The 23736-nt window shown below is 62.7% G+C and carries 24 protein-coding genes; 7 read left to right on the plus strand and 17 right to left on the minus strand.

Features of this window, described 5'->3' with window-relative positions; all coding sequences use genetic code 11:
* Nucleotides 1-20 precede the first annotated feature (20 nt).
* Genes D0T21_RS24290 through argJ form a run of 3 tightly spaced genes read right to left on the minus strand, consistent with a single transcriptional unit; the run spans nucleotide 21 to nucleotide 2546 of the window.
* Nucleotides 21-437 (minus strand): NUDIX domain-containing protein, encoded by a 417-nt coding sequence (locus D0T21_RS24290; RefSeq protein WP_116992482.1) that lies wholly within the window; start codon nucleotides 435-437, stop codon nucleotides 21-23.
* Nucleotides 434-1306, minus strand: a complete 873-nt coding sequence (locus D0T21_RS24295) for an ATP-binding protein (RefSeq protein ID WP_116992481.1) — start codon at nucleotides 1304-1306, stop codon at nucleotides 434-436. The genes D0T21_RS24290 and D0T21_RS24295 overlap by 4 nt, the downstream gene beginning before the upstream one ends.
* Nucleotide 1307: 1 nt before the next feature.
* Complete coding sequence (gene argJ, locus D0T21_RS24300; RefSeq protein WP_116992480.1) at nucleotides 1308-2546, minus strand: bifunctional glutamate N-acetyltransferase/amino-acid acetyltransferase ArgJ; 1239 nt, start codon at nucleotides 2544-2546, stop codon at nucleotides 1308-1310.
* A gap of 357 nt (nucleotides 2547-2903) precedes the next feature.
* On the opposite strand from argJ, the gene D0T21_RS24305 reads away from it, so the two are divergent.
* The 3 genes from D0T21_RS24305 (at nucleotide 2904) to D0T21_RS24315 (ending at nucleotide 6613) form a co-directional block, all read left to right on the plus strand.
* A complete protein-coding gene (locus D0T21_RS24305; RefSeq protein WP_116992479.1) occupies nucleotides 2904-4118 on the plus strand; it encodes a porin in 1215 nt (404 codons plus the stop codon).
* A gap of 15 nt (nucleotides 4119-4133) precedes the next feature.
* Nucleotides 4134-4535, plus strand: coding sequence for a hypothetical protein (locus D0T21_RS24310; RefSeq protein ID WP_116992478.1), 402 nt, complete (start codon nucleotides 4134-4136; stop codon nucleotides 4533-4535).
* Between the two features lie 74 nt (nucleotides 4536-4609).
* Nucleotides 4610-6613 (plus strand): ATP-binding protein, encoded by a 2004-nt coding sequence (locus D0T21_RS24315; RefSeq protein ID WP_229211624.1) that lies wholly within the window; start codon nucleotides 4610-4612, stop codon nucleotides 6611-6613.
* On the opposite strand, the gene D0T21_RS24320 is transcribed toward D0T21_RS24315, so the two are convergent.
* Together D0T21_RS24320 and D0T21_RS24325 are read right to left on the minus strand one after the other, a co-directional pair.
* Nucleotides 6610-7377 (minus strand): LytTR family DNA-binding domain-containing protein, encoded by a 768-nt coding sequence (locus tag D0T21_RS24320; RefSeq protein WP_116992476.1) that lies wholly within the window; start codon nucleotides 7375-7377, stop codon nucleotides 6610-6612. The two genes, D0T21_RS24315 and D0T21_RS24320, sit on opposite strands and share 4 nt — an antisense overlap.
* Nucleotides 7378-7382: 5 nt before the next feature.
* On the minus strand, nucleotides 7383-8495 hold the full coding sequence (locus D0T21_RS24325) for a sensor histidine kinase (protein ID WP_116992475.1): 1113 nt from the start codon (nucleotides 8493-8495) through the stop codon (nucleotides 7383-7385).
* Between the two features lie 144 nt (nucleotides 8496-8639).
* On the opposite strand from D0T21_RS24325, the gene D0T21_RS24330 reads away from it, so the two are divergent.
* Nucleotides 8640-10724, plus strand: a complete 2085-nt coding sequence (locus D0T21_RS24330; protein WP_229211625.1) for a TonB-dependent siderophore receptor — start codon at nucleotides 8640-8642, stop codon at nucleotides 10722-10724.
* A 12-nt stretch (nucleotides 10725-10736) separates the two neighbouring features.
* On the opposite strand, the gene D0T21_RS24335 is transcribed toward D0T21_RS24330, so the two are convergent.
* Both D0T21_RS24335 and secA read right to left on the minus strand, forming a co-directional pair.
* On the minus strand, nucleotides 10737-11708 hold the full coding sequence (locus D0T21_RS24335) for a dienelactone hydrolase (RefSeq protein WP_116992473.1): 972 nt from the start codon (nucleotides 11706-11708) through the stop codon (nucleotides 10737-10739).
* Between the two features lie 133 nt (nucleotides 11709-11841).
* The gene (gene secA / locus D0T21_RS24340; RefSeq protein WP_116992472.1) at nucleotides 11842-14628 is read right to left on the minus strand and encodes a preprotein translocase subunit SecA; all 2787 of its coding nucleotides are present in this window, start codon (nucleotides 14626-14628) and stop codon (nucleotides 11842-11844) included.
* A 223-nt stretch (nucleotides 14629-14851) separates the two neighbouring features.
* Between secA and D0T21_RS24345 the strand changes: the two genes are divergently transcribed.
* Nucleotides 14852-15331 carry a DciA family protein gene (locus D0T21_RS24345; protein ID WP_229211626.1) on the plus strand — a complete coding sequence of 160 codons (480 nt, stop codon included), beginning with the start codon at nucleotides 14852-14854 and terminating at the stop codon, nucleotides 15329-15331.
* A gap of 1 nt (nucleotide 15332) precedes the next feature.
* Here the strand turns inward: D0T21_RS24345 and lpxC are convergent, their stop codons facing one another.
* From lpxC to D0T21_RS24370, 7 genes are all read right to left on the minus strand, one after another.
* Nucleotides 15333-16268 carry a UDP-3-O-acyl-N-acetylglucosamine deacetylase gene (gene lpxC / locus D0T21_RS24350; protein WP_116992470.1) on the minus strand — a complete coding sequence of 312 codons (936 nt, stop codon included), beginning with the start codon at nucleotides 16266-16268 and terminating at the stop codon, nucleotides 15333-15335.
* Nucleotides 16269-16322: 54 nt separating this feature from the next.
* Nucleotides 16323-17165: a DMT family transporter gene (locus D0T21_RS24355; protein WP_116992543.1), complete on the minus strand. Its 843-nt coding sequence runs from the start codon at nucleotides 17163-17165 to the stop codon at nucleotides 16323-16325.
* A gap of 179 nt (nucleotides 17166-17344) precedes the next feature.
* The gene (locus D0T21_RS31830; RefSeq protein ID WP_147328168.1) at nucleotides 17345-17536 is read right to left on the minus strand and encodes a hypothetical protein; all 192 of its coding nucleotides are present in this window, start codon (nucleotides 17534-17536) and stop codon (nucleotides 17345-17347) included.
* A gap of 48 nt (nucleotides 17537-17584) precedes the next feature.
* Nucleotides 17585-18079, minus strand: coding sequence for a hypothetical protein (locus D0T21_RS31835; RefSeq protein WP_147328169.1), 495 nt, complete (start codon nucleotides 18077-18079; stop codon nucleotides 17585-17587).
* A 40-nt stretch (nucleotides 18080-18119) separates the two neighbouring features.
* Entirely contained in the window at nucleotides 18120-18584 is a 465-nt protein-coding gene (locus D0T21_RS24360; RefSeq protein ID WP_229211627.1) for a VOC family protein, read from the minus strand.
* Nucleotides 18581-19129 (minus strand): DUF2867 domain-containing protein, encoded by a 549-nt coding sequence (locus D0T21_RS24365; RefSeq protein WP_116992469.1) that lies wholly within the window; start codon nucleotides 19127-19129, stop codon nucleotides 18581-18583. Before D0T21_RS24365 ends, D0T21_RS24360 begins: the two co-directional genes overlap by 4 nt.
* Before the next feature lie 109 nt (nucleotides 19130-19238).
* Complete coding sequence (locus D0T21_RS24370; RefSeq protein ID WP_116992468.1) at nucleotides 19239-20009, minus strand: helix-turn-helix transcriptional regulator; 771 nt, start codon at nucleotides 20007-20009, stop codon at nucleotides 19239-19241.
* Between the two features lie 90 nt (nucleotides 20010-20099).
* Here D0T21_RS24370 and D0T21_RS24375 point away from each other — a divergent pair, with 90 nt between their 5' ends.
* Together D0T21_RS24375 and D0T21_RS24380 are read left to right on the plus strand one after the other, a co-directional pair.
* A complete protein-coding gene (locus D0T21_RS24375; RefSeq protein ID WP_116992467.1) occupies nucleotides 20100-20876 on the plus strand; it encodes a class I SAM-dependent methyltransferase in 777 nt (258 codons plus the stop codon).
* A gap of 63 nt (nucleotides 20877-20939) precedes the next feature.
* A complete protein-coding gene (locus tag D0T21_RS24380; protein ID WP_116992466.1) occupies nucleotides 20940-21404 on the plus strand; it encodes a DUF2244 domain-containing protein in 465 nt (154 codons plus the stop codon).
* Nucleotides 21405-21479: 75 nt separating this feature from the next.
* Here D0T21_RS24380 and D0T21_RS24385 read toward each other — a convergent pair whose 3' ends face one another.
* The 3 genes from D0T21_RS24385 to D0T21_RS24395 all read right to left on the minus strand — a co-directional run bounded on the left by D0T21_RS24385 (nucleotide 21480) and on the right by D0T21_RS24395 (nucleotide 23678).
* Nucleotides 21480-21980, minus strand: a complete 501-nt coding sequence (locus tag D0T21_RS24385; RefSeq protein WP_116992465.1) for a DUF4411 family protein — start codon at nucleotides 21978-21980, stop codon at nucleotides 21480-21482.
* Nucleotides 21977-23095 (minus strand): XRE family transcriptional regulator, encoded by a 1119-nt coding sequence (locus D0T21_RS24390; protein ID WP_229211628.1) that lies wholly within the window; start codon nucleotides 23093-23095, stop codon nucleotides 21977-21979. The genes D0T21_RS24385 and D0T21_RS24390 overlap by 4 nt, the downstream gene beginning before the upstream one ends.
* 79 nt (nucleotides 23096-23174) lie before the next feature.
* Nucleotides 23175-23678 (minus strand): peroxiredoxin, encoded by a 504-nt coding sequence (locus D0T21_RS24395; RefSeq protein ID WP_116992463.1) that lies wholly within the window; start codon nucleotides 23676-23678, stop codon nucleotides 23175-23177.
* Nucleotides 23679-23736: the final 58 nt, after the last annotated feature.

Here is a 23736-nt window from a genome sequence, read left to right on the forward strand (position 1 = left end):
ACTATTCCACCAGCGCTCCATCACGACCCGTAGCGCACCTGGTCCAGCCATTCCAGCAGCGGAATGGTGGCCGGCAGCAGCGGTTCGACGCCGACCGCGCCTTGCCAGGCAAAGGCCTGGCCTTCCAGACCTTGCGGCTCGCCGCTCCAATCGCGGCTGATGAAGAAGTGCAACCTCACATGCGCGTGCTCGTACACGTGCTCGACGCCGCACCATTCTTCGGCGCTGTTGATGGTCAGGCCCAGCTCCTCGACGAACTCACGCTTGAGCGCCTGCAGCACCGTCTCGCCCGGATCGACTTTACCGCCGGGGAATTCCCAATAGCCTTCGTACGGTTTGCCAACCGGACGCTGGCCCAGCAGCACGTCGCCGTTGGGCTTCATCAGGATGCCGACGGCGACATCGACCGGCTTGACCTTCAGCTCCGCGCCGCTCATGCCTGCTTCCCGGCGAAATCCTTGGCGAACTGCCAGGCCACGCGGCCCGAACGCGAGCCGCGCTGCAAGGCCCAGCGCAAGGCGTCGGCGCGCGAGGCTTCGATCTGTGCCTCGGTGCAGCCCAGCGACGACAGCCAGTGGCCAACGATGGCCAGGTAGTCGTCCTGCTTGAACGGATAAAAGGTCAGCCACAGGCCGAAGCGTTCGGACAGCGAGATCTTCTCTTCCACCGTCTCGCCGGGATGCAGGTCGCCGTCCTCGTCGTGCTTGTAGCTCATGTTGTCGGACATACGCTCCGGCATCAGGTGGCGGCGGTTGGAGGTGGCGTAGATCAGCACATTGTCCGACTGCGCCGAGATGCTGCCGTCCAGCGCCACCTTCAGCGCCTTGTAGCCGCTCTCGCCTTCCTCGAACGACAGGTCGTCGCAGAAGATGATGAAGCGCTCCGGCCGGCCCGCCACGATGTCGACGATATCGGGCAGCTCGGCCAGGTCGGCCTTGTCGACTTCGATCAGGCGCAGGCCGTCCTTGCCGAACTGGTTCAGGCAAGCCTTGATCAGCGAGGACTTGCCGGTGCCGCGCGCGCCGGTCAGCAGCACGTTGTTGGCCGGCTTGCCCTGCACGAACTGGCGGGTGTTCTGCTCGATCTGCTCTTTCTGCGGGCCGATGTGCTGCAGGTCGTCCAGCGCGATCGGCGACACGTGGGCCACCGCTTGCAGGTAGCTGGCGCCGCCGCCACTGCGCTTGCGCCAGCGGAAAGCGAAGCCCAGCTTCCAGTCAGGTTCGCGCGGCGCCTGCGGCAGCACCGCCTCCACGCGCGCCAGCAAGGCCTCGGCGCGCACCAGGAATTGTTCGAGAGGCGTCGCCATATCAGGAACGGTAGTCGGCGTTGATGCTCACGTAATCGTGCGACAGGTCGCAGGTGTAGACGGTGGCCGCAGCCGCGCCGCGCGCCAGCTTGACGCGTACCAGGATCTCGCTCTGCTTCATCACGCGCTGGCCGTCTTCTTCCTTGTAGTCCGGATTGCGGCCGCCGTTCTTGGCGACCCAAACATCGTCCAGGTACAGATTGAGCTTGCTGACATCGAGGTCGTCGACGCCGGCGTAGCCGATGGCCGCCAGGATGCGGCCCAGGTTAGGGTCGGACGCGAAGAACGCGGTCTTGACCAGCGGCGAGTGGCCGATCGAGTAGGCGATCTTGCGGCACTCTTCGACGCTGGCGCCGTCTTCCACGGTGATGGTGATGAACTTGGTCGCGCCCTCGCCGTCGCGCACGATGGCCTGCGCCAGGAACAGCGACAGTTCGGTCACGGCGGCCGCCAGTTGGGCGTATTCCGGCGTATCGACCGAGTTGATTTCCAGCGTGCCGGCGCCGGTGGCGATCAGCATGAAGGAATCGTTGGTCGAGGTGTCGCCGTCGATGGTAATGCAGTTGAACGACTTGTCGGCCACCTGCTTGACCAGCACGTCGAGCACCGGCTGCGCCACCTTGGCGTCCAGCGCCAGGTAGCCCAGCATAGTCGCCATGTTCGGCTTGATCATGCCGGCGCCCTTGCTGATGCCGCTCATGGTGACGGTGTGGCCGCCGACGGTGACGGTGCGCGAGCCGGCTTTCGGCTGCGTGTCGGTGGTCATGATGGCTTCGGCGGCGTTGTACCAGTTGTCGGCCTTCAGGCCGGCGACCGCTTGCGGCAGGCCGGCGATGACTTTGGCGGCCGGCAGCGGCTCCAGGATCACGCCGGTGGAAAACGGCAGGATCTGCGACGCTTCGCAACCCAGCTGCGCGGCCAGCGCGGCGCAGGTTTCATTGGCCAGCGACAGGCCCAGTTCGCCGGTGCCGGCGTTGGCGTTGCCGGTGTTGATCAGCAGCGCGGCGATCGGCTTGCCGCTTTCCTTGGCGGCCGCCAGGTGGGCCTTGGCGATCTGCACCGGCGCGGCGCAGAAGCGGTTCAGCGTGAACACGCCGGACACGGTGGCGGTAGGCGCCACTTTCATCACCAGCACGTCCTTGCGGTTCGGCTTCTTGATGCCGGCTTCGGCAAAACCGATTTCGATGCCGGCTACAGGCTTCAGTGCGGAGGCGACGGGCAGAGGGGAATTGACGGCCATATGAGTGTTCTCGTGAGTGGAAAGTGGGAGCCGCTATTGTAATACCTGACGGACAAAATGGCGCATCGCATCAATGTTACTGACGGTTTGCATGATTCATCCGCAAGTTTGTTCAAAAAGCACTAGAAGGATGTCATACAACACCATGAATTCATTGAAGAAATCGTTATTTTCAACTTAAAAGCTACAAGATTTTAGTACGTACGTTCTAATTTACAAAAATTGAATTCATGCCGTACGGAAATTAGTTTAAGGTTTAGCCCGAGTGCCCCATCCCCGCATGTCACGAGACAAACAAGGCGACACGATCGTCCATAGCAAGAAACAACTGACAACAAATCAAAGGATACAGACCACATGAAAAAGCAACTTCTAGTAGCTGCCGTATTTGCCGCCACCGCCTCCATGCAGGCACAGGCCGGCTCCCTGGGCGACGAAAACCTGACCATCAGCGGCTTCGGCACGCTGGGCGTGGCCAAGAGCAATACCGACCAGGCGCAATTTGCCCGCTACAACCAGGCCGAAGGCGTGGCCGACAAGGCCAAGATCGGCCTCGACACCAACCTGGGCCTGCAAGCGACCTACAAGATCAACGACTGGCTGTCCGGCACCGCGCAGATCCTGACCCGCAAGAACACCAGCCCGACCTTCACTACCGATCTGACCTGGGCCTTCCTGAAAGCCCGCGTCAACGACGAAGTGAGCGTGCGCGTCGGCCGTGTCGTGCTGCCGACCTTCCTGATCTCGGACTACCAGAACGTCGGCTACGCCAACACCATGATGCGTCCTCCGATTGAAATGTACGGCCAGGCGCCGATCGAAAACGTCGATGGCGCGGACGTCAACTTCCAGCGCGCCTTCGGCGACTTCAACTTCACCACCCAGGCGTTCGCAGGCGTCAGCCGCGGCAAGCTGTTCGTGCCAACCGGCGCCGGCGCCGTTGCGACCTACCGCGCGCCTGCCGTCGGCATCAGCTTCACCGGCGAATACGGCCCGTTCCTGGTGCGCCTCGGCCACGCCCGCGCTGACCTGAAGACCAACGATCTGGCGCCGATCAACAGCCTGACCGCGACCTTGTCCCAGTTCGGCTTCAAGCAGCTGGCCAATGACCTCGGCCTGACCGACGGCAAAAAAATCGCCTTCACCTCGCTCGGCGCCACCATGGACTGGCACAACATCGTCGTCCAGACCGAATACGCGCAGCGCCGCGCCAAGGAAGCGGTGTACATCCCCGACACCAACGCCTGGTACACCATGGTCGGCTACCGCGTCGGCAAGGTCCTGCCTTACTACGCCCACGCCGCCGTGCGCGACGCCGGCAGCTCGGTGACCCCACCGGCGACCCTGCCGAAGAACAGCCCACTGGGCGCCGTTGTCTATGGCTTGCTGCCAGCGACGGAACAAACGTCCGACCTGATCGGCGTGCGTTGGGACTTCGCCAAATCGATGGCGCTGAAAGTGCAGGTCGACCGCGCCAAGCCTAAGACCAAAGGCGGCTCGCTGATCTTCGTGCAGCCTGGCTTCAGCAACAACGTCACCGTCGTCGCCGCGGCGCTCGATTTCGTCTTCTAATCCGGAGTCCATAAAATGAAAAAAATGATCATCGCTGCGCTGCTGTCGTCGTTCGCCGCAGCCGGCGCCTCGGCGGAAACCGTGGTTATCGTCAGCCAGAAGAACCCGGCGACCCGCATGTTCTCGGAACAGGCGTCGCAATTCTTCCTCGGTAAATCCAACCTGTTCACGCCGGTCGACCAGGCCGAAGGCTCGCACATCCGCGCCGATTTCTACCAGAAGGTCGCGGAAAAAGACCCGGCGCAGGTCAAGGCCCTGTGGTCCAAGCTGGTGTTCACCGGTAAAGGCACGCCGCCGAAGGAATACCCGAGCAACGCCGAGGTAAAAAAAGCAGTTGCTGCCGATCCCAAGGCGATCGGTTATATTGACAAGTCGGCAGTGGACGACACCGTCAAAGTGATCCTGACCCTGCCTTAACCTCCAGGTAGCCCTGGTCCCCTGCCGTCCCGCGTGGACGGCAGGGGCGTGCGCTCCTGGCATCGCCACAAGGAGTGTACGTTTTGAGTCTATCGCTGCGCGCGAAATTTCTGCTGCTGAGCGCCGTCATCCAGGCGCTGGTGGTTGGCCTGCTGATCTGGAACAGCCTGCGCCTGATGAATCAAGCCGTCAGCACCAATGCCGAACGCGTCGCCCGCGAATACGCGGTCACGCTCAATCTGTCCCTCAGCCCCTACGCCACGCGCGGCCGCCTGCCCGAACTGACCAACTACCTGACCGAAATGCTGTCCGATCCGGACGACAGTTTTGTGCGCTACCTCGTCATCCTCGACGAAAACGAAAAACCCATCATCGAAGCCGGCAAGCGCAAAGGCCCGCTGCCGGACGTGCTGCGGCAAGGCGGCGGCACCAGCTTCAAAGGTGTGCGCACCCTGCTCGACGACACCATGCTGCACGCGCGCTCGCCGCTGCTGTTGCGCGATAACCGCGTCGGCTCCATCAATTTCGGCCTCACCACCAAGGACCTGAAGAAGGCGCGCGACGAGGTGCTGCTGCAAGGCGGCGTGATCTCGCTGGTCGGGCTGGCGCTGGGCGTGGTGCTGTTCTACGCCTTCACCCATGGCATCGGGCGCCGCCTGCACGCGCTGACGGACCAATCGCAGCAAATGGCGCTGGGCGACTACAACAAGGCGCTGCCGGTCGAGGGCGACGATGAAATCGCCGTCTTCACGCACACGCTGAACGCCATGAGCGCGGCGCTGCGCGAACGCATCGAGCAACTGGAACAATCGCAACGGCGGCTGTCGGAATCGGAGGCGCGCTTCAAGACCTTGTTCGACATGGCGCCGCTGCCGCTGACGGTGTCGGACCGCGACGGCCGCATCGTCGCCGCCAACCGCGCGGTCACGCACACCTTCGGCTCGGGCGCCGCCAACCTGATCGGCAAGCGCAGCGACGAGGTGCCGTTCTGGGCCAGCACGCTGGAGCGCGACCGCATCTGGAAAATGTACCAGACCGACGGCGCGGTGCACGGCGCCATCGCCGGCGTGCTGCTGCCCGACGGCAGCGTGGGCAGCGTGGCGATCTGGTCGTCGTCGCTGACCTTGGACGGCAACGACTCCATCATCTGGGCGCTGCTGGACCTGACCGAGGAGCTCAACGCCAAGCGCGAGCTGAAGGACTTGAACATATCACTGGAATCGCGCGTGCGCGAGCGCTCGGCGGCGCTGGAACGCGCCAACGCGGACCTGAGCACGGCGCTGGAGACCTTGCAGCATACGCAGGACGAGCTGCTGGCGGCCGAAAAAATGGCCTCGCTCGGATCGCTGGTGGCGGGCATCGCGCACGAGCTCAATACGCCGATCGGCAACAGCCTGCTGGCATCGACCGCGCTGCGCGACCGCGTGGTGGAGTTCGACCAGCACGTGGCGGCCGGCGCGCTGCGGCGCTCGGAGCTGATCGCCCACCTGGAGGAAGTGCGCCTGGCCAGCCAGCTGATTTCCGGTTCGCTGCACAAGGCGGCCGAGTTGATCTCGTCGTTCAAGCAGATCGCCGTCGACCAGACCAACGACCAGCGCCGCCGCTTCGACCTGCTGTCGGCGGTGCACGACACCATGGCCACCTACATGCCGCGCCTGCGCCGCGCCGAATGCGAGGTGGTCCTGCAGATCCCGGAACGACTGAGCTTCGATTCCTATCCCGGCGCCTTGTACCAGGTGCTGAATAACCTCGTCAACAATACGCTCAACCACGCCTTCGACCAGCGCAAGGGCGGCACCATCACCGTGCGCGCGGAAGCGGTGGACGATGACATCGTCGAGTTGATGTTCAGCGACGACGGCGTCGGCATGCCGGAGGATGTGCTGCGCCGCGTGTTCGACCCCTTCTTCACCACCAAGATGGGCCAGGGCGGGACAGGGCTGGGGATGAACATCGTCTACAACATCGTCACCGGTGTGCTGGGTGGACGCATCACCATCGATTCCGCACCCAACGTGGGCACGGCGGTGCGCATGCTGCTGCCCTACTCCGCGCCGCAGCGCGATCCTTCGCGCTAGCCTGCCGCCAGGCGGGCGCGCGCAGCTTCCACGTGGCGCTCGCTGACGGCAACCGTATCGCCGCAGCGCAGCGCCAGCAGGTAGCTGCCGTCGCCCACCACGGACATCGAGGAGAACTGCTCCGCGCCGACGATGGCGCGGCGGTGCACGCGGACGAAACGCGCCGGGTCCAGGTGCTCTTCAAGGCGGCTGAGCGGCATGCGGTACAACACGCAGCGCTTCTCCAGGTGCAGCTTGACGTAGTTGCCGTCCGCCTCCAGCCACTGCACATCCTCAAGCCGTATGCACTCGATGCGGCCAATCGAACGCACGCTGACCTGATGCCAGTAGCCCGCCGGCGCGGCCGCCGGCTGGGCCGCAACGTAGGCGCGCAGGGCCGGCGCAAAGCCCGCCAGCTGGCGCTGCGCCAGCATCGCCGCCGCGCGCTCCAGCGTCTGCGCCAGGCGGGCGTCGTCGAATGGCTTGAGCAGGTAGTCCAGCGCATGCACTTCGAAGGCTTCGATCGCGTAGGCGTTGTAGGCGGTGACGAACACGATCAACGGCGGCTCCGCCATCGCGCTCAGGCTGCGCGCCAGGTCGATGCCGGATTCCTTCGGCATCTGCACGTCCAGGAACACCAGGTCCACCTCCTGCCGCGCCAGCAGCTCGCGGGCGGCGGCGGCGCTGGAGCATTCGCCGGCCACCTGCCACTGCGGGTGCCGCGCCAGCGCATAGCGCAAGTTGATGCGCCCCGGTTCTTCGTCATCGACCAGCAAGACACGCATCGTCGTCACTCCTTCGGGTACAAAGGCATGCGGATCGCCACTTCGAAGCGGCCGTCGCGCAAGGCGCTGTCCAGCGATGCCTGGCCGCGATAGGCCAGCTGCAAGCGCGCCCGCGTGTTGGCCAACCCCATCCCGAGTCCCGGATTTGGCGACGCGTCCGGCGTGACGGGATTGCTGATGCGGATGTGCAGTTGCGCGCCTTCGAGGTGCAGGTGAATGCGGATATCGCTGTCCCCTTCGTGACAATCCAGGTCGTGACGCAGGGCGTTTTCGATCAGCGGCTGCAGCAGCAGCGGCGGACATTCACCGCCATGGACGTCGCCGATATCCATCTGCACTTGCAGGCGCGCCCGGTAGCGCAGGCGCTGCAAGGCGAGATAGTCGCCGACGAAGGCCAGCTCCTCGCCGACGCTGACCCAATCGCGGCCGCTGGCCGTCAGCGCGTAGCGCAGCAGATCGCTCAGGCGGTTGATGCCGTTCAGCGCCAGGTCGCCGTCGCTGGTGCGCACCAGCGCGCTGATCGCGTTCAAGGCGTTGAAGATAAAATGCGGCTCCAATTGCGCGCGCAGGGCCAGCATGCGCTGGCGTTCCAGTTCCAGGTTGAGATGCAGGTTGTCGGTCAGCGCCTGCTGCCATGCCTTGTCCCGCGCCTGGCTGCGGCGCCAGACGCAAATGGCGGTGACCGCCGTGTAGGTTCCGGTCGCCCAGGCGAATTCGAGGAACACATCAAAACCGTGCGGCGACAGGAACAGGCGCAAGGCATGGGCCAGGTCCAGCACGCCGTCGGCGCGCACCGCGTCCAGCATCGCCATGTAGGCCAGCTGCAGCGGCAGGAAGATGAACACCACCATCGCGTAGCAGCGCGCGATGGCGCGGGCGCTGGCGGTCAGCTCGGGCCAGCGCCGGAAGGCCAGGTACTGGCCGAAGCTGAGCGTCATCATCAGCGCGTGGTTCAGGTCCCAATTCAGCATCACGCGGCCGTAGCTGCGGCTGCCACCTTCGCGCAGCACGTCGCTGTAGACGCTGGCCGCGCCGGCCGCGCACAGCAGGCCCCACACCAGTAGATTGACCAGCAAGGTGTTGCGCACTTCGCGCCATGTGAGGGAGGGTTGATCCATGACGGCGAGTATATCAGCCGCATGCGCCGCCAAAATGCGCGGCGGTGGAACATCGTCACGGCAATCCGGGCGCTCGTCACAAAGGTGGTTTGACGCGGCTGGTCCGGCGCGATACTCTGCGCCGGATTAACTTACGCCCACTTCATGAAATCTCTTTTACTGCTCTGCCTTGCGGCGAGCGCGAATGCACAAGACGCCGCCGACATGCAGCGCGTCGACATCACCGGTTCCGCAGCACAGACCCTGCGCCGCAACGACACGGCGGCCAAGATCGTCGTCGGCCGCGCGGACATCGAACAATATGGCGACACCACGCTGTCCGCCCTGCTCAAGCGCCAGCCCGGCATCTCGGTGGCCGGCGGCGAGGTGCGCATGCGCGGCCTGGGCTCAGGCTACACGCAGTTGCTGATCAACGGCGAGCCAGCGCCGCAGGGCATGTCCATCGACGCCATCTCGCCAGAACTGATAGAGCGCGTCGAGATACTGCGCACTGCATCGGCCGAATACAGCGCGCAGGCCATGGCGGGCAGCATCAACGTCATCCTGCGCAAAGGCAGCCGCGCGCAGCGCGACCTGAAACTGGGCATCGAAAACCTGCAAGGTGTGACCGGCCCATCCGCCACGATGCAGATCGCGGACCGCGACGGCGCCCTGTCTTACGGCCTGGCCGGCACGCTGAGTGATACCGGCTTCCGCAACACGCCAACCACCACCGAGCGAGTGGAAGGACCGGCGGCACTGCGCACCTTCGCGGAACTGAACGAATCGCACCAGGCCAAGCTGAATCTGGCGCCACGCCTGAACTGGACGCTGGCAAACGGCGACACACTGGCTTGGCAAAACCTGCTGGACCTGTACCGCACCAGCAGCCACGGGGACTCCCGCGAAACCAGCATCTACGGTGCATCGACCGCCTACCCAAACAACGACTGGCACGCGCTGTCGCACACGACCTTCCTGCGCAGCGGCGTGACGTGGACGCATGCAGTCGGCGCGGACGGCAAGCTAAGCGTCAAGCTGGGTTACGACTACAACCACCGTAACACCGACTATGCCTTCCACGGCGCCGGTGCCGACGGCACGCCGCTGTTCACGCGCGCAGTCACGTCGAACGCCGACGACGACAGCATTACCACCAGCGGCAAATACCTGACCCGGCTGCGCGAAGCACACAATCTCGCCATCGGCTGGGACGGCGCCGACACGCGCCGCAGCGAGATGCGTCGCCAGGACGACAGCTCGGCCAGTGGCGCGGCGCTGGGCCAGCTGCTGCAAGAGTACGAGGCGCGTGTGCGCCGCATCGCTCTCTTCGCCCAGGACGAATGGGATGTCACGCCGCGCCTGCAAGCCTATCTCGGCCTGCGCTGGGAGGGGCTGGACACCCGCACCGACGGCGCCCTGCTGGCGGCGGTGCAAAACCGCTCCAGCGTTTTCAGCCCTGTGGCGCAGATGATGTGGAAACTGCCGAATCAGGAGCGCGACCAGGTACGGCTGGCCCTCGCCCGCACTTACAAGGCGCCACCGACCCGCGACCTGCTGCCGCGCCGCTACACCATCAACAACGACAATGGCCCCACCAACCCCGACGTGCAGGGCAATCCCGATCTGCGGCCGGAACTGGCGTGGGGATTGGACGCGGCGTATGAATCGTACTTCGGCAAGGAGGGCTCGGTGAGCGTATCGGCCTACGCGCGGCGCATCCGTGACGTGACGGTGCAGCGTCTGTTCGAACAAAACGGTTCCTGGGTGACGACGCCGTTCAACGGCGGCAAGGCCAAGGTGGCGGGCATCGAGTTCGACGCCAAGTTCCCGCTGCGTGCATGGCCGGTCGACGTACGCGCCAACGCGTCGCGCAACTGGTCGCGGCTGGACGCGGTGCCGGGGCCGGACAATCGCCTCAGCGCGCAAATCCCCTTCAGCGCCAACGTCGGGCTGGACTACCGCCCCGCAGGCGCGTTGACGCTGGGCTTCAACGCCGGCTTGCAGACCGGCGGCATGGTCAGGATCAGCGGCAGCCTGGCCAGCTACACCGGCGTGACGCGCACACTGGATGGCTATGCGCTATGGAAGTTCGACAGCAAATCGCGGCTGCGCGTGTCGCTGCTGAACGTGCTGCATCAGGACCAGTTGCTCGGCCAGTTCTACGCCGACAGCGGCTACAGCACCGCGCGCACCTCCAGCACGCCAACCCGCGCCGGCATCCGCGCGGTCTACGAGCGCCAGCTTTGAACGCGAGGCGACTCAGTTACGTGTCAAATTTTTCCCGAAAAATTCGACTACCGACTTGTTGAAGGTTTGGTGAAAAGCCACGCGATCAAACCCTGCAGCGCTGGTACAAATAGCAGGGACCATGTTCGCGAATGCGACACTGCAAGGCGCCAGGAAGTCAAAATGGCCAGCTTTGGGCACCACCTGGTAGTCCGGTGCTTGCGGAAGAGCCAACCGAACCGCTTCGGCGAAACGCGGATGCGGCAGGATGACGTCATCCTCGGGACGCCAGAGTTGCACTGGTACCTTGACGTTTTTCAGTCCATCCGGCGAGAACGTGAACCCCAGGGCCGGTGCCGCCACAACCGCTGCCTTGACGCGATAATCCTGCACAAGGCTTGAATCGGGCGGCGCGATATCAGTCTGCCCGCTTTTCGCCATCACCTTGCAAGCAAAATCTTCTGGATGTTCGCGGCACATCGGGCCCACCTTGGAGAGATCCGCAAGCCCGCCTATGCTTGCCAGCGTCGTAAAGCCACCAGAAGAAAATCCGAACATCCCGATACGCGCTGAATCGATGGCGGCATGCCCGCCCCAGCTCGACAACATATGGTCGATCACACGGCTCATTTGTTTGGGGCGATCCATGATGTAGATGCTGCGACTCTGGTCAGCATAGTTGTCGCCAGTGTGGGTGACGGCAGCAACAACATAGCCCGCGTCAGCCAAGGCAATGGCTGTATCGTAGTGCTCCATGAACGAGCCTCCGGCGCCGTGCGACATCACCACCAACGGCAATGCGCGTCCTTCCACCGGGCCGTTGAGCGCAACCGACATCGTAGTTGGCCCCACTGACATGGACTGCGGTATTGCCTGGCTCGGATACCAGATGCCGATCGCCAGCGGCTTGCCGTTGGAATCGGCGGCAGATCCGTACTGGAATCCAGCGGCATGTGCCAGCGTCATGGCCAGGGTAGTCAAAGCGAAACACACTATCAATTTCATGGGATTTCCCTGTTCTGTTGGATAATCATTATGGAACAGGGATGCTGGGGCCAACAGTCCAGTGTGTCATGAAGTAGCACTGACATTTGTCACGAGACGAAAAAAAACCGGAGACTAGCTCCGGTTTTTTTGTTTATGCCAGCTTGCCGTGGCAGGCTTTGTACTTCTTGCCGCTGCCGCATGGGCATGGGTCGTTGCGTCCGACTTTCAGGCCCATCTCCATCAGCTGCTCGGCGCTCAGGCCTTGCAGCTCCGGTGGCAGGCCGCCCATCGAAGGCGCTGGCGCCAGCAGGTCTTCCGGCGCTGCGTTCGGGTTGAAGTCGGCGTGCTGGTAGCTCACGTTCTCAACGTGCGACTGCTGCATCGCCGCTTCTGCCGCATCGATCTCTTCGCGCGACTGGATACGGACCGTCATGATCAGCTTGACCACTTCGTTCTTGATCATATCCAGCATCTGGCCGAACAGTTCGAACGCTTCGCGCTTGTATTCCTGCTTGGGGTTCTTCTGAGCGTAGCCGCGCAGGTGGATACCCTGGCGCAGGTGATCCAGCGCCGCCAGGTGTTCGCGCCAGTGGCTGTCCACGCTTTGCAGCATCACGTTGCGTTCGAAGCCGCCGAACGATTCCTTGCCGACGATGTCGATCTTCGACTGGTACAGCGCATCGGCAGCAGCGGTCACGCGCTCCACGATGTCTTCGTCGTTCAGGTTCTGTTCTTTTTCCAGCATGGCGCGCAACGGCAGGTCGATCTGCCATTCCGCCGCCAGCGCCGCTTCCAGGCCCTTGATGTTCCACTGCTCTTCCACCGATTCCGCCGGCACGTATTCGCGTACCAGGTCGGTGAAGGCGCCGTGGCGCAGGGACTCGATCAGTTCCGAGATGTCGGTCGCTTCCAGCAGCTCGTTACGCTGCTGGTAGATCACTTTGCGCTGGTCGTTGGCGACGTCGTCGTATTCCAGCAGCTGCTTACGGATATCGAAGTTGCGTGCCTCGACCTTGCGCTGTGCGGACTCGATCGAACGCGAGACGATGCCCGCTTCGATAGGTTCGCCTTCCGGCATCTTCAGGCGGTCCATGATGGCGCGCACGCGGTCGCCCGCGAAGATGCGCAGCAGCTGGTCGTCCAGCGACAGGAAGAAGCGCGACATGCCAGGATCGCCCTGACGTGCGGCGCGGCCGCGCAGCTGATTGTCGACGCGGCGCGATTCGTGACGCTCGGTGCCGACGATATGCAGGCCGCCGGCGGCAACCACCTGCTCGTGCAATGCCTGCCAGCCGTCGCGCAGCGCCTTCGATTGCGCTGCCTTGTCGGCGTCGCTCAGTTCAGCGTTGGCTTCAACGAACTGGATCTGCTTCTCGACGTTACCGCCCAAGACGATGTCGGTACCGCGACCGGCCATGTTGGTGGCGATGGTGATCGCTTTCGGGCTACCTGCCTGGGCGATGATTTCCGCTTCACGGGCGTGCTGTTTCGCGTTCAGGACGTTGTGCGGCAGGCCGCCCTTGGTCAGGATGCCCGACAGCAGTTCCGAGTTTTCGATCGAGGTGGTACCGACCAGCACCGGTTGGCCGCGGTCGTAGCATTCGCGGATTTCCAGCATCATGGCGTTGTACTTCTCGGCCGACGATTTGTAGACCTGGTCCTGACGGTCCTTGCGCTGCGATGGACGGTTAGGCGGGATCACCACGGTTTCGAGGCCGTAGATTTCCTGGAATTCGTAGGCTTCGGTATCGGCGGTACCGGTCATGCCGGCCAGCTTCGAATACATGCGGAAGTAGTTCTGGAAGGTGATCGAGGCCAGGGTCTGGTTCTCGTTCTGGATCTTCACGCCCTCTTTCGCTTCGACTGCCTGGTGCAGGCCGTCGGACCAGCGGCGGCCCGTCATCAGACGGCCGGTGAATTCATCGACGATCACCACTTCATTGTTCTGCACCACGTAGTGCTGATCCTTGAAGTACAGCGCGTGCGCGCGCAGCGCCGCGTACAGGTGGTGCACCAGCGTGATGTTGGCCGAGTCGTACAGCGAGGCGCCTTCCGGCAGCAGACCCATTTTGGTCAGGATCGCTTCGGCTTTTTCGTGACCGGCTTCGGTCAGCAGCACCTGGTGGGCTTTTTCGTCCTTGGTGTAGTCGCCTGGGACTTCGACCTTGCCCTTGCCGTCCGGGGTTTCTTCGCCGATCTGCAAGGTCAGCAGGCGTGGCAGCTCGTTGATCTTGTAGTACAGGTCGGTATGGTTCTCGGCCTGGCCGGAAATGATCAGCGGGGTGCGGGCTTCGTCGATCAGGATCGAGTCGACTTCATCGACGATGCCGAAGTTCAGCACGCGCTGCACGCGGTCGCGGGCTTCGAACACCATGTTGTCGCGCAGGTAGTCGAAACCGAATTCGTTGTTGGTGCCGTAGGTGATGTCGGACGCGTAGGCCGCCTGCTTGGTGGCATGTTCCATCTGCGACAGGTTGATACCGGTCGACAGGCCCAGCCAGCCGTACAGCTTGGCCATGGTTTCCGCGTCGCGCTGCGCCAGGTAATCATTGACCGTGACGATGTGCACGCCCTTGCCCGACAGCGCGTTCAGATAGGCCGGCAGGGTCGCGGTCAGGGTTTTGCCCTCACCGGTGCCCATTTCGGCGATCTTGCCGTAGTGCAGAACCATGCCGCCGATCAGCTGCACGTCGAAGTGGCGCATCTTGAAGACACGCTTGCTTGCTTCGCGGCAGACCGCAAACGCTTCAGGCAGGATCGCGTCGAGCGATTCGCCATTGGCGATGCGTTCCTTGAATGCAGGCGTCTTCGCTTGCAGCTCGGCGTCGGACAGTTTTTCCATCGCCGGCTCGAGCGCATTGATCTCGCGTACCGTTTTTTGGTATTGCTTGAGCAGCCGCTGGTTGCGGCTACCGAAAATCTGGGTCAGTAATGACATGCTTGAATTCTTGAAAAAACGCCGTTAAAAAAAGCTCTGTAGGGGAAAAACGCCTTACCGCACGGAGTTCGACTATGGCAAAAGACGGTGATTTTATCATGCGTCCGCGCCTACATTGGGTTATTGACCGGTTTAACAATAGCCCAAGAGTGAACAATGTCACAAAATTAAGCTATTTTAACCGGTGGTGACGTTTTTTTGCCCCTGTGATATGTTGCGCCACATGCGATTCAACTCTTCCAACTTGTCCATCAAACGCCGCGCCCCTGTCGGAGCGACCGATTTCCTGCGCCGCGACGACAAAATGGCGGCGCTGCTGCCGGCCATCGAGCGCATGGCCTCGCTGCAAAAAGACTGCGCGGCGGCCCTGCCGGCCATGTTCAAGTACTGCGAGATCCTGGCGTTCGAGGATGGGCAATTGACCTTGTCGCTGCCGAATGCGGCGCTGGCGGCCAAGCTCAAACAACAGCTGCCCAAGCTGCAGGACACGCTGGCGCGGCGCGGCTGGCAGGTGCACGGCGTGAAATTGAAGGTGCTGATGACCAAGCCGGCCGAGATCAAGGAGCAGATGCGCGCCCTGTGGCTGACGGAGGCGGCCGTGACGGCCTTCGACGAGCTTGGCGATGCGCTGGAGGACACCCCGCAGAACGCCACGCTGATCGCGGCGCTCAAGGCGATGGTGGCCAAGCGGCGGCAGACTTAAACTAAGTTAGTGCCCACTCACGCGCCATCTGGCGCAGATACGACGGTGGCGCGACTTCATTGGTCTCGAACGAGACGATTTCATAGGCATCCGGATGCTTGAGCAACTCCAGCAGCAGCTGGTTGTTCAGCGCGTGGCCGGATTTGTGGGCCTCGTAGCTGGCCAGCAGCGGGTGGCCGACCAGGTAGAGGTCGCCGATGGCGTCCAGGATCTTGTGGCGCACGAACTCGTCGTCATAGCGCAGCCCGTCCGAATTGAGGATGCGATACTCGTCCATCACAATCGCGTTTTCCAGCGATCCGCCGCGCGCCAGGCCTATGCCGCGCAGCATTTCCACGTCCTGCATGAAGCCGAAGGTGCGGGCGCGGGCCACGTCGTGCACGTAGGAGACGTCGCCGAAATCCACATGGGCGCGCTGCTGGGTACCGTCGACCGCCGGATGGTTGAATTCGATGAAAAAGTCCAGCTTGAAGCCGTTGTACGGCGTCAAACGGGCCCATTTTTCCTTGTCGCCCGTGCCTTCGCGGATTTCCACCGGTTTCAGCACGCGGATGAATTTCTTCGCGACCGGCTGCTCTTGCACGCCAGCCTGTTGCAATAAATACACGAATGACGAGGCCGAACCGTCCATGATGGGGATTTCCTCGGCGCTGACTTCGATGTACAGATTGTCCAGGCCGAGGCCGGCGCAGGCCGACATCAGGTGCTCGACGGTCGACACGCGGGCGCCGTCCTTGACCAGCACGGAGGCCATGCGGGTATCGCCAACCGCCATCGCGCTGGCGGGGAACTCCACCACCGGGGTCAGGTCGACGCGGCGGAACACGATGCCGGTGTCCGGCGCGGCCGGGCGCAGGGTCAGCTCGACCTTGGTGCCGGAGTGCAGTCCGACACCTGTGGTGCGGACCAGTTCTTTGATAGTGCGTTGTTTTAACATCCGACGATTATAGCGAAGTTGGGTCCGCCGCGCTGTCGGCGGAGTTTCCCATCGTCAAGGATGTTCGGCTTCCGCATGGACCGATTCGCGCCGCACCAGGTAGATGCCGCTGGCGATGATGATGCCGGCGCCGAGCAGCGTGTAGCCGTCGGGCAGCGTGTGCCACAGCAGCCAGTCGATCGCCACGCCCCAGGCCAGCGCCGAGTATTCGAACGGCGCCACCACCGAGGCCTTGCCGGAGCTGAACGCGCGCGTGATCGCCAGCTGGCCGAGGAAGCCGCTCAGCGCCAGCGCCAGCAGCACCCAGCCGTCTTCGGCGCGCACCGGCACCCAGTGGCTGGCCGACATCGCCAGGCCGCCGGCCGCCATCAGCAACAGGTACCAGAACATCATCGATTCGTTGCTGTCGGTGCGGGCCAGCACGCGGCTGGTGATCGCGGCCATCGCGTAGCAGGCGGCCGAGCCCAGCAAGGCCAGCCCGCCCAGGGTCAGGAAGCCCGTGCCTTCGGGGCGCAGCACCACCAGCACGCCGAGCAGGCCGACCACGATCGCGACCCACTGGCCGATGCCGACCTTCTCCTTCAGCACGAACACCGACAGCGCCGTGATCAGCGACGGCGCGATGAAGAAGATCGAATACGCCTCGGCCAGCGACAGCGCCTTGAGGCCGTAGGCGAACGAAGTCAGCATGGCGATGCCGAGCACGCTGCGGAAGACGTGCATGCCCCAGCGCACCTGGAAGATGCCGCGGAAGGCGCCGCGATACAGCATGTAGCCGCACAGCAGCGGCAGCGAACTGAGCGCGCGCATGGCGGTCACTTGCGTGGCGGGATAGTGGGAGGACAGCACTTTCATGGTGGTGTCCATGAACGAGAACATGGCGACCGCGGCCAGCATCGCGTAGATGCTGCGCAGGTTTTCTGAGCGGGTGGCGGTGGACAGGGGAGCTCCTTGCGGCAGGTCCGTGCGGACCACTGGGAACGTCATCATGGCGACGTTGGGAGCCAGGACCGGGTAGTGCCCGGACGCACCGATTATAGCAAGGCGATGCTTTCCTTGCAGAACGCCGCGCCGACTCAGCGTATGCCGTCGGTGACGCCATCTTTGGGAAGGGGAATTTGTAGAGCCGGGCCGAGACGCCCGGCTCGTCTTTCAGCGTGGCCGCGCGCCAGGTGGTCCAGGCTGCGCGCAGGCTTTTGCGTCGGCGTCTGGCAGGCCAATGCCGAACTGGAGAAGGCGGTCAGCAATATTACGATGAGTGGTTTCATGCTTGGCATTATAAAATTCCGGCCCCACAAGCAGTTTTTCGCCTCAGGTTAGCGCGGCCAAATGCGACCAACCAACTCACCGATCTCAAGGGGTTGCCCTGCCTCATGTGCCGCTCGCCTCCACTCCTCAGGCTCAGGCAGATTTTGATCCAAAGGCTCTCCTCCCCACAACACGGCGCGTACAGCAAACACGACGGGGCCAAGCTGAACTTCTGGTACAGGCAGGGCACGCAGCCTTGCAACCAGATCGTTTGCGAGATCAGGTGGCAACGCAGGGCTAACATCGAGCCATGCAGCGGATTGATTGCCTGGCCTGATGGCAAGGACCAGAAACCCGGCCGCCGGCCCGTGCGTCTGGGAAGCAAAAACATCGGTGGCAGCGGCGTTAACCGAACGGATATACGACGCTAGCGAATTCGTCTGGATACGTTCATTCAGAACGGACTCAGGCTGTAGCAGAACGACTCCTCTCATTTCGTAAGGAGTATTCGCCGACGCGATATTCGTAATAGCCAGTACAAACCACAACAATAGCAACCGCATAATCAAACTCCGTCATTTGTCTGAGCCTTTACCAAGCCAATCAGGGAGGCGGCGCACGTTTCGGCTCCCAGAGTTCGATCTTGTTACCTTCCGGATCGAGTATCCACGCGAAGCGGCCATTCGGGTCGTCGTCGGTGCGCTTCAGGATGGCGACGCCTTTCGCTTCCAGCCGCGCGAGCAAGGCGTCCATGTCGTCGACCGCGTAGTTGATCATGAACTCGCTGGTCGATGGCGCGAAGTATTTCGTCGTGGCCGGGAAGGCGCTCCAGATCAACGCAGGCGGATGCTGGGGCGCGTCGTAGCGCAGTTTCGCGCCGCCCCACACTTCCAGCGGCATGCCCAGCACATCGCGATACCAGGCCGCCAGCGCCTTCGGGTCCTTGGCTTTGAAGAAGACGCCGCCCACGCCGGTGATGTGTCCCGCTGGTTCGGCAGCGGCTGCTTCGCCCTGAGCAACCGTCATCAGCACTCCCATGCACAGTGCTGCTATTGTTCGCATCGTCATGGCCGTGCTCCACTCACAGGCCAGCCGATATGCGCAGCGCGGCGCAGGCTGGCCTTGACCACCATGCGGTGAAAGGGCGCAATGAAAAATATGTAGACCCGCCCCAGCAGATTATGGCAATGGACCACCGTCGAGACGGTCAGTTCGCGTCCGCTGTCAGCCTCCGGCCCGCCGCTGCACAGGATCGATACGCGGAAATCGAGATGCGCGTCGTCCTCCCCCACCACAACCTCGGTTTCGCTGGTGCGGTAGACCTTGAAGATGCCAAGCCGTTCAACCTTCGCAACATGGGCCAGGGTTGCCAGATGCCTGGCAGTCTTCAGACCAAAGCGGGCAACAATCAGATCGCGAAGATTGGTGAGTGTCCCGATCCATGCAGGCTGATGCGCGAAGATGAACCGGGCCAGCAGATCCGGATCAGCGGAGGCGCCGGACGGCAGCCTGATTGCAAATGCGTCGGCCAGGTTGACCGCCTGGTAGAGGTCGGAGATGCTGGACTGCGCGGGAAGCGCGACCGGCGTTGCAAAGTTGAGTTCGATCGGCATGTGAGCATTCTAAAAATCTGATGCGCAAAGGGACGTCCCCATGGGCGGAACGTCAGAATGATGCAGGAACTATAACATCAAAAGCCGGACACTTCACGCAGCTGTCCAATCACGTCTGCGGCAGCAGCATCACCAGCTTCAAATCATGCCGCTTGGCCAGATGCAGCGTTACCTGATTGAAGTCCAGATCACCTTGTCGCGGATGGCGGAAACGGCGCAGGCCGCCTTCCCTGCCGACCACGTCCTGCAGGGTCCACAGCTCGGCGAAGGTGGTGCTGGCGTCGGACAGTTCGGCGATCAGGCCGGCCAGCACCTCCTCGCTGGCGTGGCGGCCGATGTCGGCGCGGAATTCGGCCACCAGCCGCCGGGCGCGCTCCGGCCAATCGACGATCAGTTCGCGCGCCGCTGGGCTGAGGAACATGTAGCGCAGCAGATTCGGCCGCGATGACGGCGACGCCGACAGCCAGCCGGCAAACAGCTGCGCCGCCTGCGGGTTCCACGCCACCGCATCCCATTGCCGGTCCAGGATGTAGGCGGGAGCATCAATGGCGGCGACGATCGCGTCCAGCGCTTCCTCCGCGCTACCACCATCGTCATCGTGATGCGGATCGAGCCGGTCGGCCAGGCTGAACAGGTAGGCGCGCTCGGCGGCCGACAGACGCAGCACTTCCGCCAGCCGCGCCAGCATCTTGCCGGACGCCTGCACGTCCCTGCCCTGCTCCAGCCAGGTCAGCCAGGTCGGGCTGACGTCGCACAATTGCGCCAGCTCTTCGCGCCGCAGGCCGGGCGTGCGGCGCCGTCCGCCGCCGGGCAGGCCGACGCTGTCGGGCAGGGTGCGCTCGCGATGAGCGCGGATGAATTCGCCGAGTTTGCTGTGCATGGTAGTTCTTATACCAGGATAAGTACTTGTCTTGTTACAGGATAAAAACACGCCTATTCTGCCCTGACTCGCCCATTTTTGGAGAAAAACATGAAACAGCAAGCCGTCGTCGCCCAACAGTTCGGCAATACCGCCAGCGCCTACCTGACCAGCACCGTCCACGCGCAAGGCGCCGACCTGGCCGCGCTGCGCGAGGTCGCCCGCCTGCTGGGGCCGCATCCGACGGTGCTGGACCTGGGCTGCGGCGCCGGCCACGCCAGCTTCGCCGTGGCGCCGGTGGCGAAATCGGTGACGGCCTTCGACCTGTCCGAACAGATGCTGGCCGTGGTACGCGGCGCCGCCGCCGAACGGGAGCTGGACAACATCACCACGCAGCAAGGCAACGTCGCCAGCCTGCCGTTCGCGGACGCCTCGTTCTGCATGGTGGTCACGCGCTTCTCGGCGCATCACTGGCTGGATGTGCCTGCCGCGCTGCGCGAAGTGAAGCGGGTGTTGAAGAAAGGCGGCGTGCTGGTCGTGGTCGACATCACCGCGCCGGAAAACCCGCTGCACGACACCACCTTGCAGGCGGTCGAACTGTTGCGCGACGCTTCGCACGTGCGCGACTACCGGCCGTCCGAATGGCTCGCGATGCTGGCGGACGCCGGCTTCACCTGCGAGCGCGCCGGCGACTGGAAGCTGGAGATGAAATTCGACGAGTGGACGGCCCGCATGCGCACGCCGGCCGAGCGCGTGACGGCGATCCGCAGCCTGTTCACGACGGCGCCGGAAGAGACGTTGAAATACTTCGCCGTGCAGGCCGACTGCTCGTTCTCCATCGACTCGACCTTGTTCAAGGCCAAGCACGATTTCGGCGATATCTATTGACGTCCACCTCGGCGGCGCGCTGACGAACCGGGATATACTTTACGGACGTCCAGGGAGAATGCGATGCCGCGCGATGTGCCATCGGAACCGCGCAGCTGGCTGTTGGAGCGCCGCTGCACACTGACCCAGCGCCAGTTGGCGCTGGTGTTCGTGACGCTGTGCGTGCCGTCGGCGCTGGTGGCGCTGGCGTTCCTGTGGCAGGGTTACTGGTATGTGCTGGTCTACGCCACGCTGGAGCAGGCGGCGCTGGCGGCCTGCCTGCACTACTGCGCGCGCCATCGGGGCGATTACGACCGCATCGCGATTTCCCCCGGCGCCATCGTGGTGGAGCAATGCCGGGGACGCAAGCGCAGCGAGCGCAGTCTGCGCCCACGCACCACCCGCCTGCTGCCGCCCCGGCGCGACGGTGATCTTATCCATCTTGAGGACTGCGGCGAGCAGGTCGAACTCGGCCGCTTTATCGGCGCGGCCCAGCGGCGCCGGCTGGCCGATGAACTGGCCGTCTGCCTGCGCGTGCAGGGTTACTGATCGGCCTTGCCGTGCGCAGCAGCATCGAGCTGATGGGAAGCGCCCGCAGGCTGCCGGAAATAGCTAGAACTCGCATCATCCACCCGGCAAAACAAAACGTGCTTCTAACTTGTAGAGCAAGTCAAAAGTATTCATCCATTCGACATTAAAGACATCACACACATTTGGAATAAGGAATTTCTTGACGACGTCTGCATGATGACGCTCGTGAGTCACCACAGTGGCGCCGGTCGCCATTGCTTTGGCTATCAGCCATGGATCCGCGCCGGAAAGAAAATCTTCAACCGCGCCAACCTTCATCCGATGAGTTTCTGAGGCGACGAACTCGACAACCTTGACGAAGCAGGCTTGCGTGCTCTCATCGTCAACAGCCTCGAACAACGCCGGATGGCATCTAACCCAAGAGGCGAGCTCATCGTCACCTCGCTTTAATTCATCGCCTATCATCGAGATACTTGCCACATCGTTGGAGCCGAATTTTTGAAGTATCCATTCCCAGTACGCCGGACAGACCGTCATGTTGTAATAACGATTCTTAGCTTCGACAAACGTATTGGCGTCAAGCAGATACCTCATTCGTCCGTCTTTTCAGCATAAGTACGGACTTTGGCCGGCTGCACTCCCAGCAGCTTTCCGGCTTCGCGCAGCAGCAAGCGTCCGCTCAATGCTTCCGACAAAACCGCCCGGCTGAATCGCTTGCTATTCTTGCCCTCCGCGCTTTGGTAGAAATTCCCGCCACCGCCCTTCTGGTCCCGATATGCCTTTAATTCCGCCAGATAGAATGCAACGTAGGCGTCGCGGGAAACGAATCCTAAATCACAGGCTCTGCGAGCGATGACCAGCTTACTGACATGGAAGCCAGCGGCCAACTCCGGCAACTGCGCTATCCAATCAACAGCATGCTTCCAGCGCTCACGGAATAGCAACTCCGGAACCAAAAACTCACCCGCCACGGCATTGCAGAAAGTCTCTGTTTTCCGGTTGTCCGCCGGCGACACACTGGAAATCCCGCTACTTCCAATCCAGATATGCGCCAGTTCATGGATCAATGTGAACAGCCTCGCCGCCGGCGCATCCGCGAGGTTAATAAAAACGACAGGAGCATACCTATCGCCGATCGCAAAGCCCCGAAACTCGCCGACATCCAGTTTTCGATGGGTATTCGAACCCACAATTCCGCTGCGCATGACGAGTATGCCGGCAGCGTCGGCACCGGCTACCAATTGCCGCATATATTCATCTCCGCCCTTTTTAAGCGGAGCCTGAACACCTAGCACCCGACGGATGTCTGCAACGACATCGTCGATCGCATCAGTGCTACTAAACCTGCCGACAAAAGGAAGCGCTTCACGCTCCTGCTCGGCCAGATAATCGAGATACCACGCTTGCTTGCGCAGCACGTCGCGTACCGTATCGAGCAAATCGACACTTGGATCTTCTGGTGTATCGCTACCGACCGTTCTCAAGTCAGGAAGAGGCAACGCCTCCTGCGGCGGCGCCTTCAGGAACAGGAAGCCGAAAGGAATATGAGCGCGGTCAGCCCATTGTTGCGCTTGACGGAATGTAGGCCTGCTCTCGCCCGTTTCCCAAGCCAGCACCTTTTCCTCTTTGACGGGAATGCTTTCAGCGAGTTCAGCTTGAGTGAGCCCGGCCCTGCGGCGGGACCATGTCATCAAAGCTGGATTGATCAAGGCTTGAGTCATATTGTGAGATTAATACAAAAACGGCGCCGCGGCGCCGTTTTTTTACTGCATCCAACCAGTCCGGCGATTACGCCTGGGCCAGCAGGGTTTCAGCGTTCGATACTTCGAACTTGCCGCCCTGCTCGATGTTGAGCTGGGTGACGACACCGTTCTCAACCAGCAGCGAGTAGCGCTGCGAGCGGGTGCCCATGCCGAACTTGTTGAAGTCGGCGTCCAGGCCCAGGGCCTTGGAGTAGGCGGCGTTGCCGTCGGCCATCATACGGACGGTGCCGGTGGCTTTCTGGTCGCGGCCCCACGCGCCCATGACGAAGGCGTCATTGACCGAGATGCACCAGATTTCGTCGACGCCCTTGGCTTTCAGGTCGGCGGCGTGCTTGACGTAGCCTGGCACGTGCTGTGCCGAGCAGGTCGGGGTGTAGGCGCCCGGCAGGCCGAAGATCGCGATCTTCTTGCCCTTGACCAGGTCTTGTACGTTGAACGTGTTCGGGCCCAGCGAGCAGCCTTCGGTTTCGGTTTCGATGAATTCGGACAGGGTGCCTTCTGGCAGGGTGTCGCCAATCTTGATGGTCATGGATGACTCCTTTTATAAAATGTTGAACGTAAAAAAGCCGCGCCCAGGCGCGGCTTTC

The organism is Duganella sp. BJB476 (assembly GCF_003416895.1).
In the GTDB taxonomy this organism is placed as follows: domain Bacteria; phylum Pseudomonadota; class Gammaproteobacteria; order Burkholderiales; family Burkholderiaceae_D; genus Rugamonas.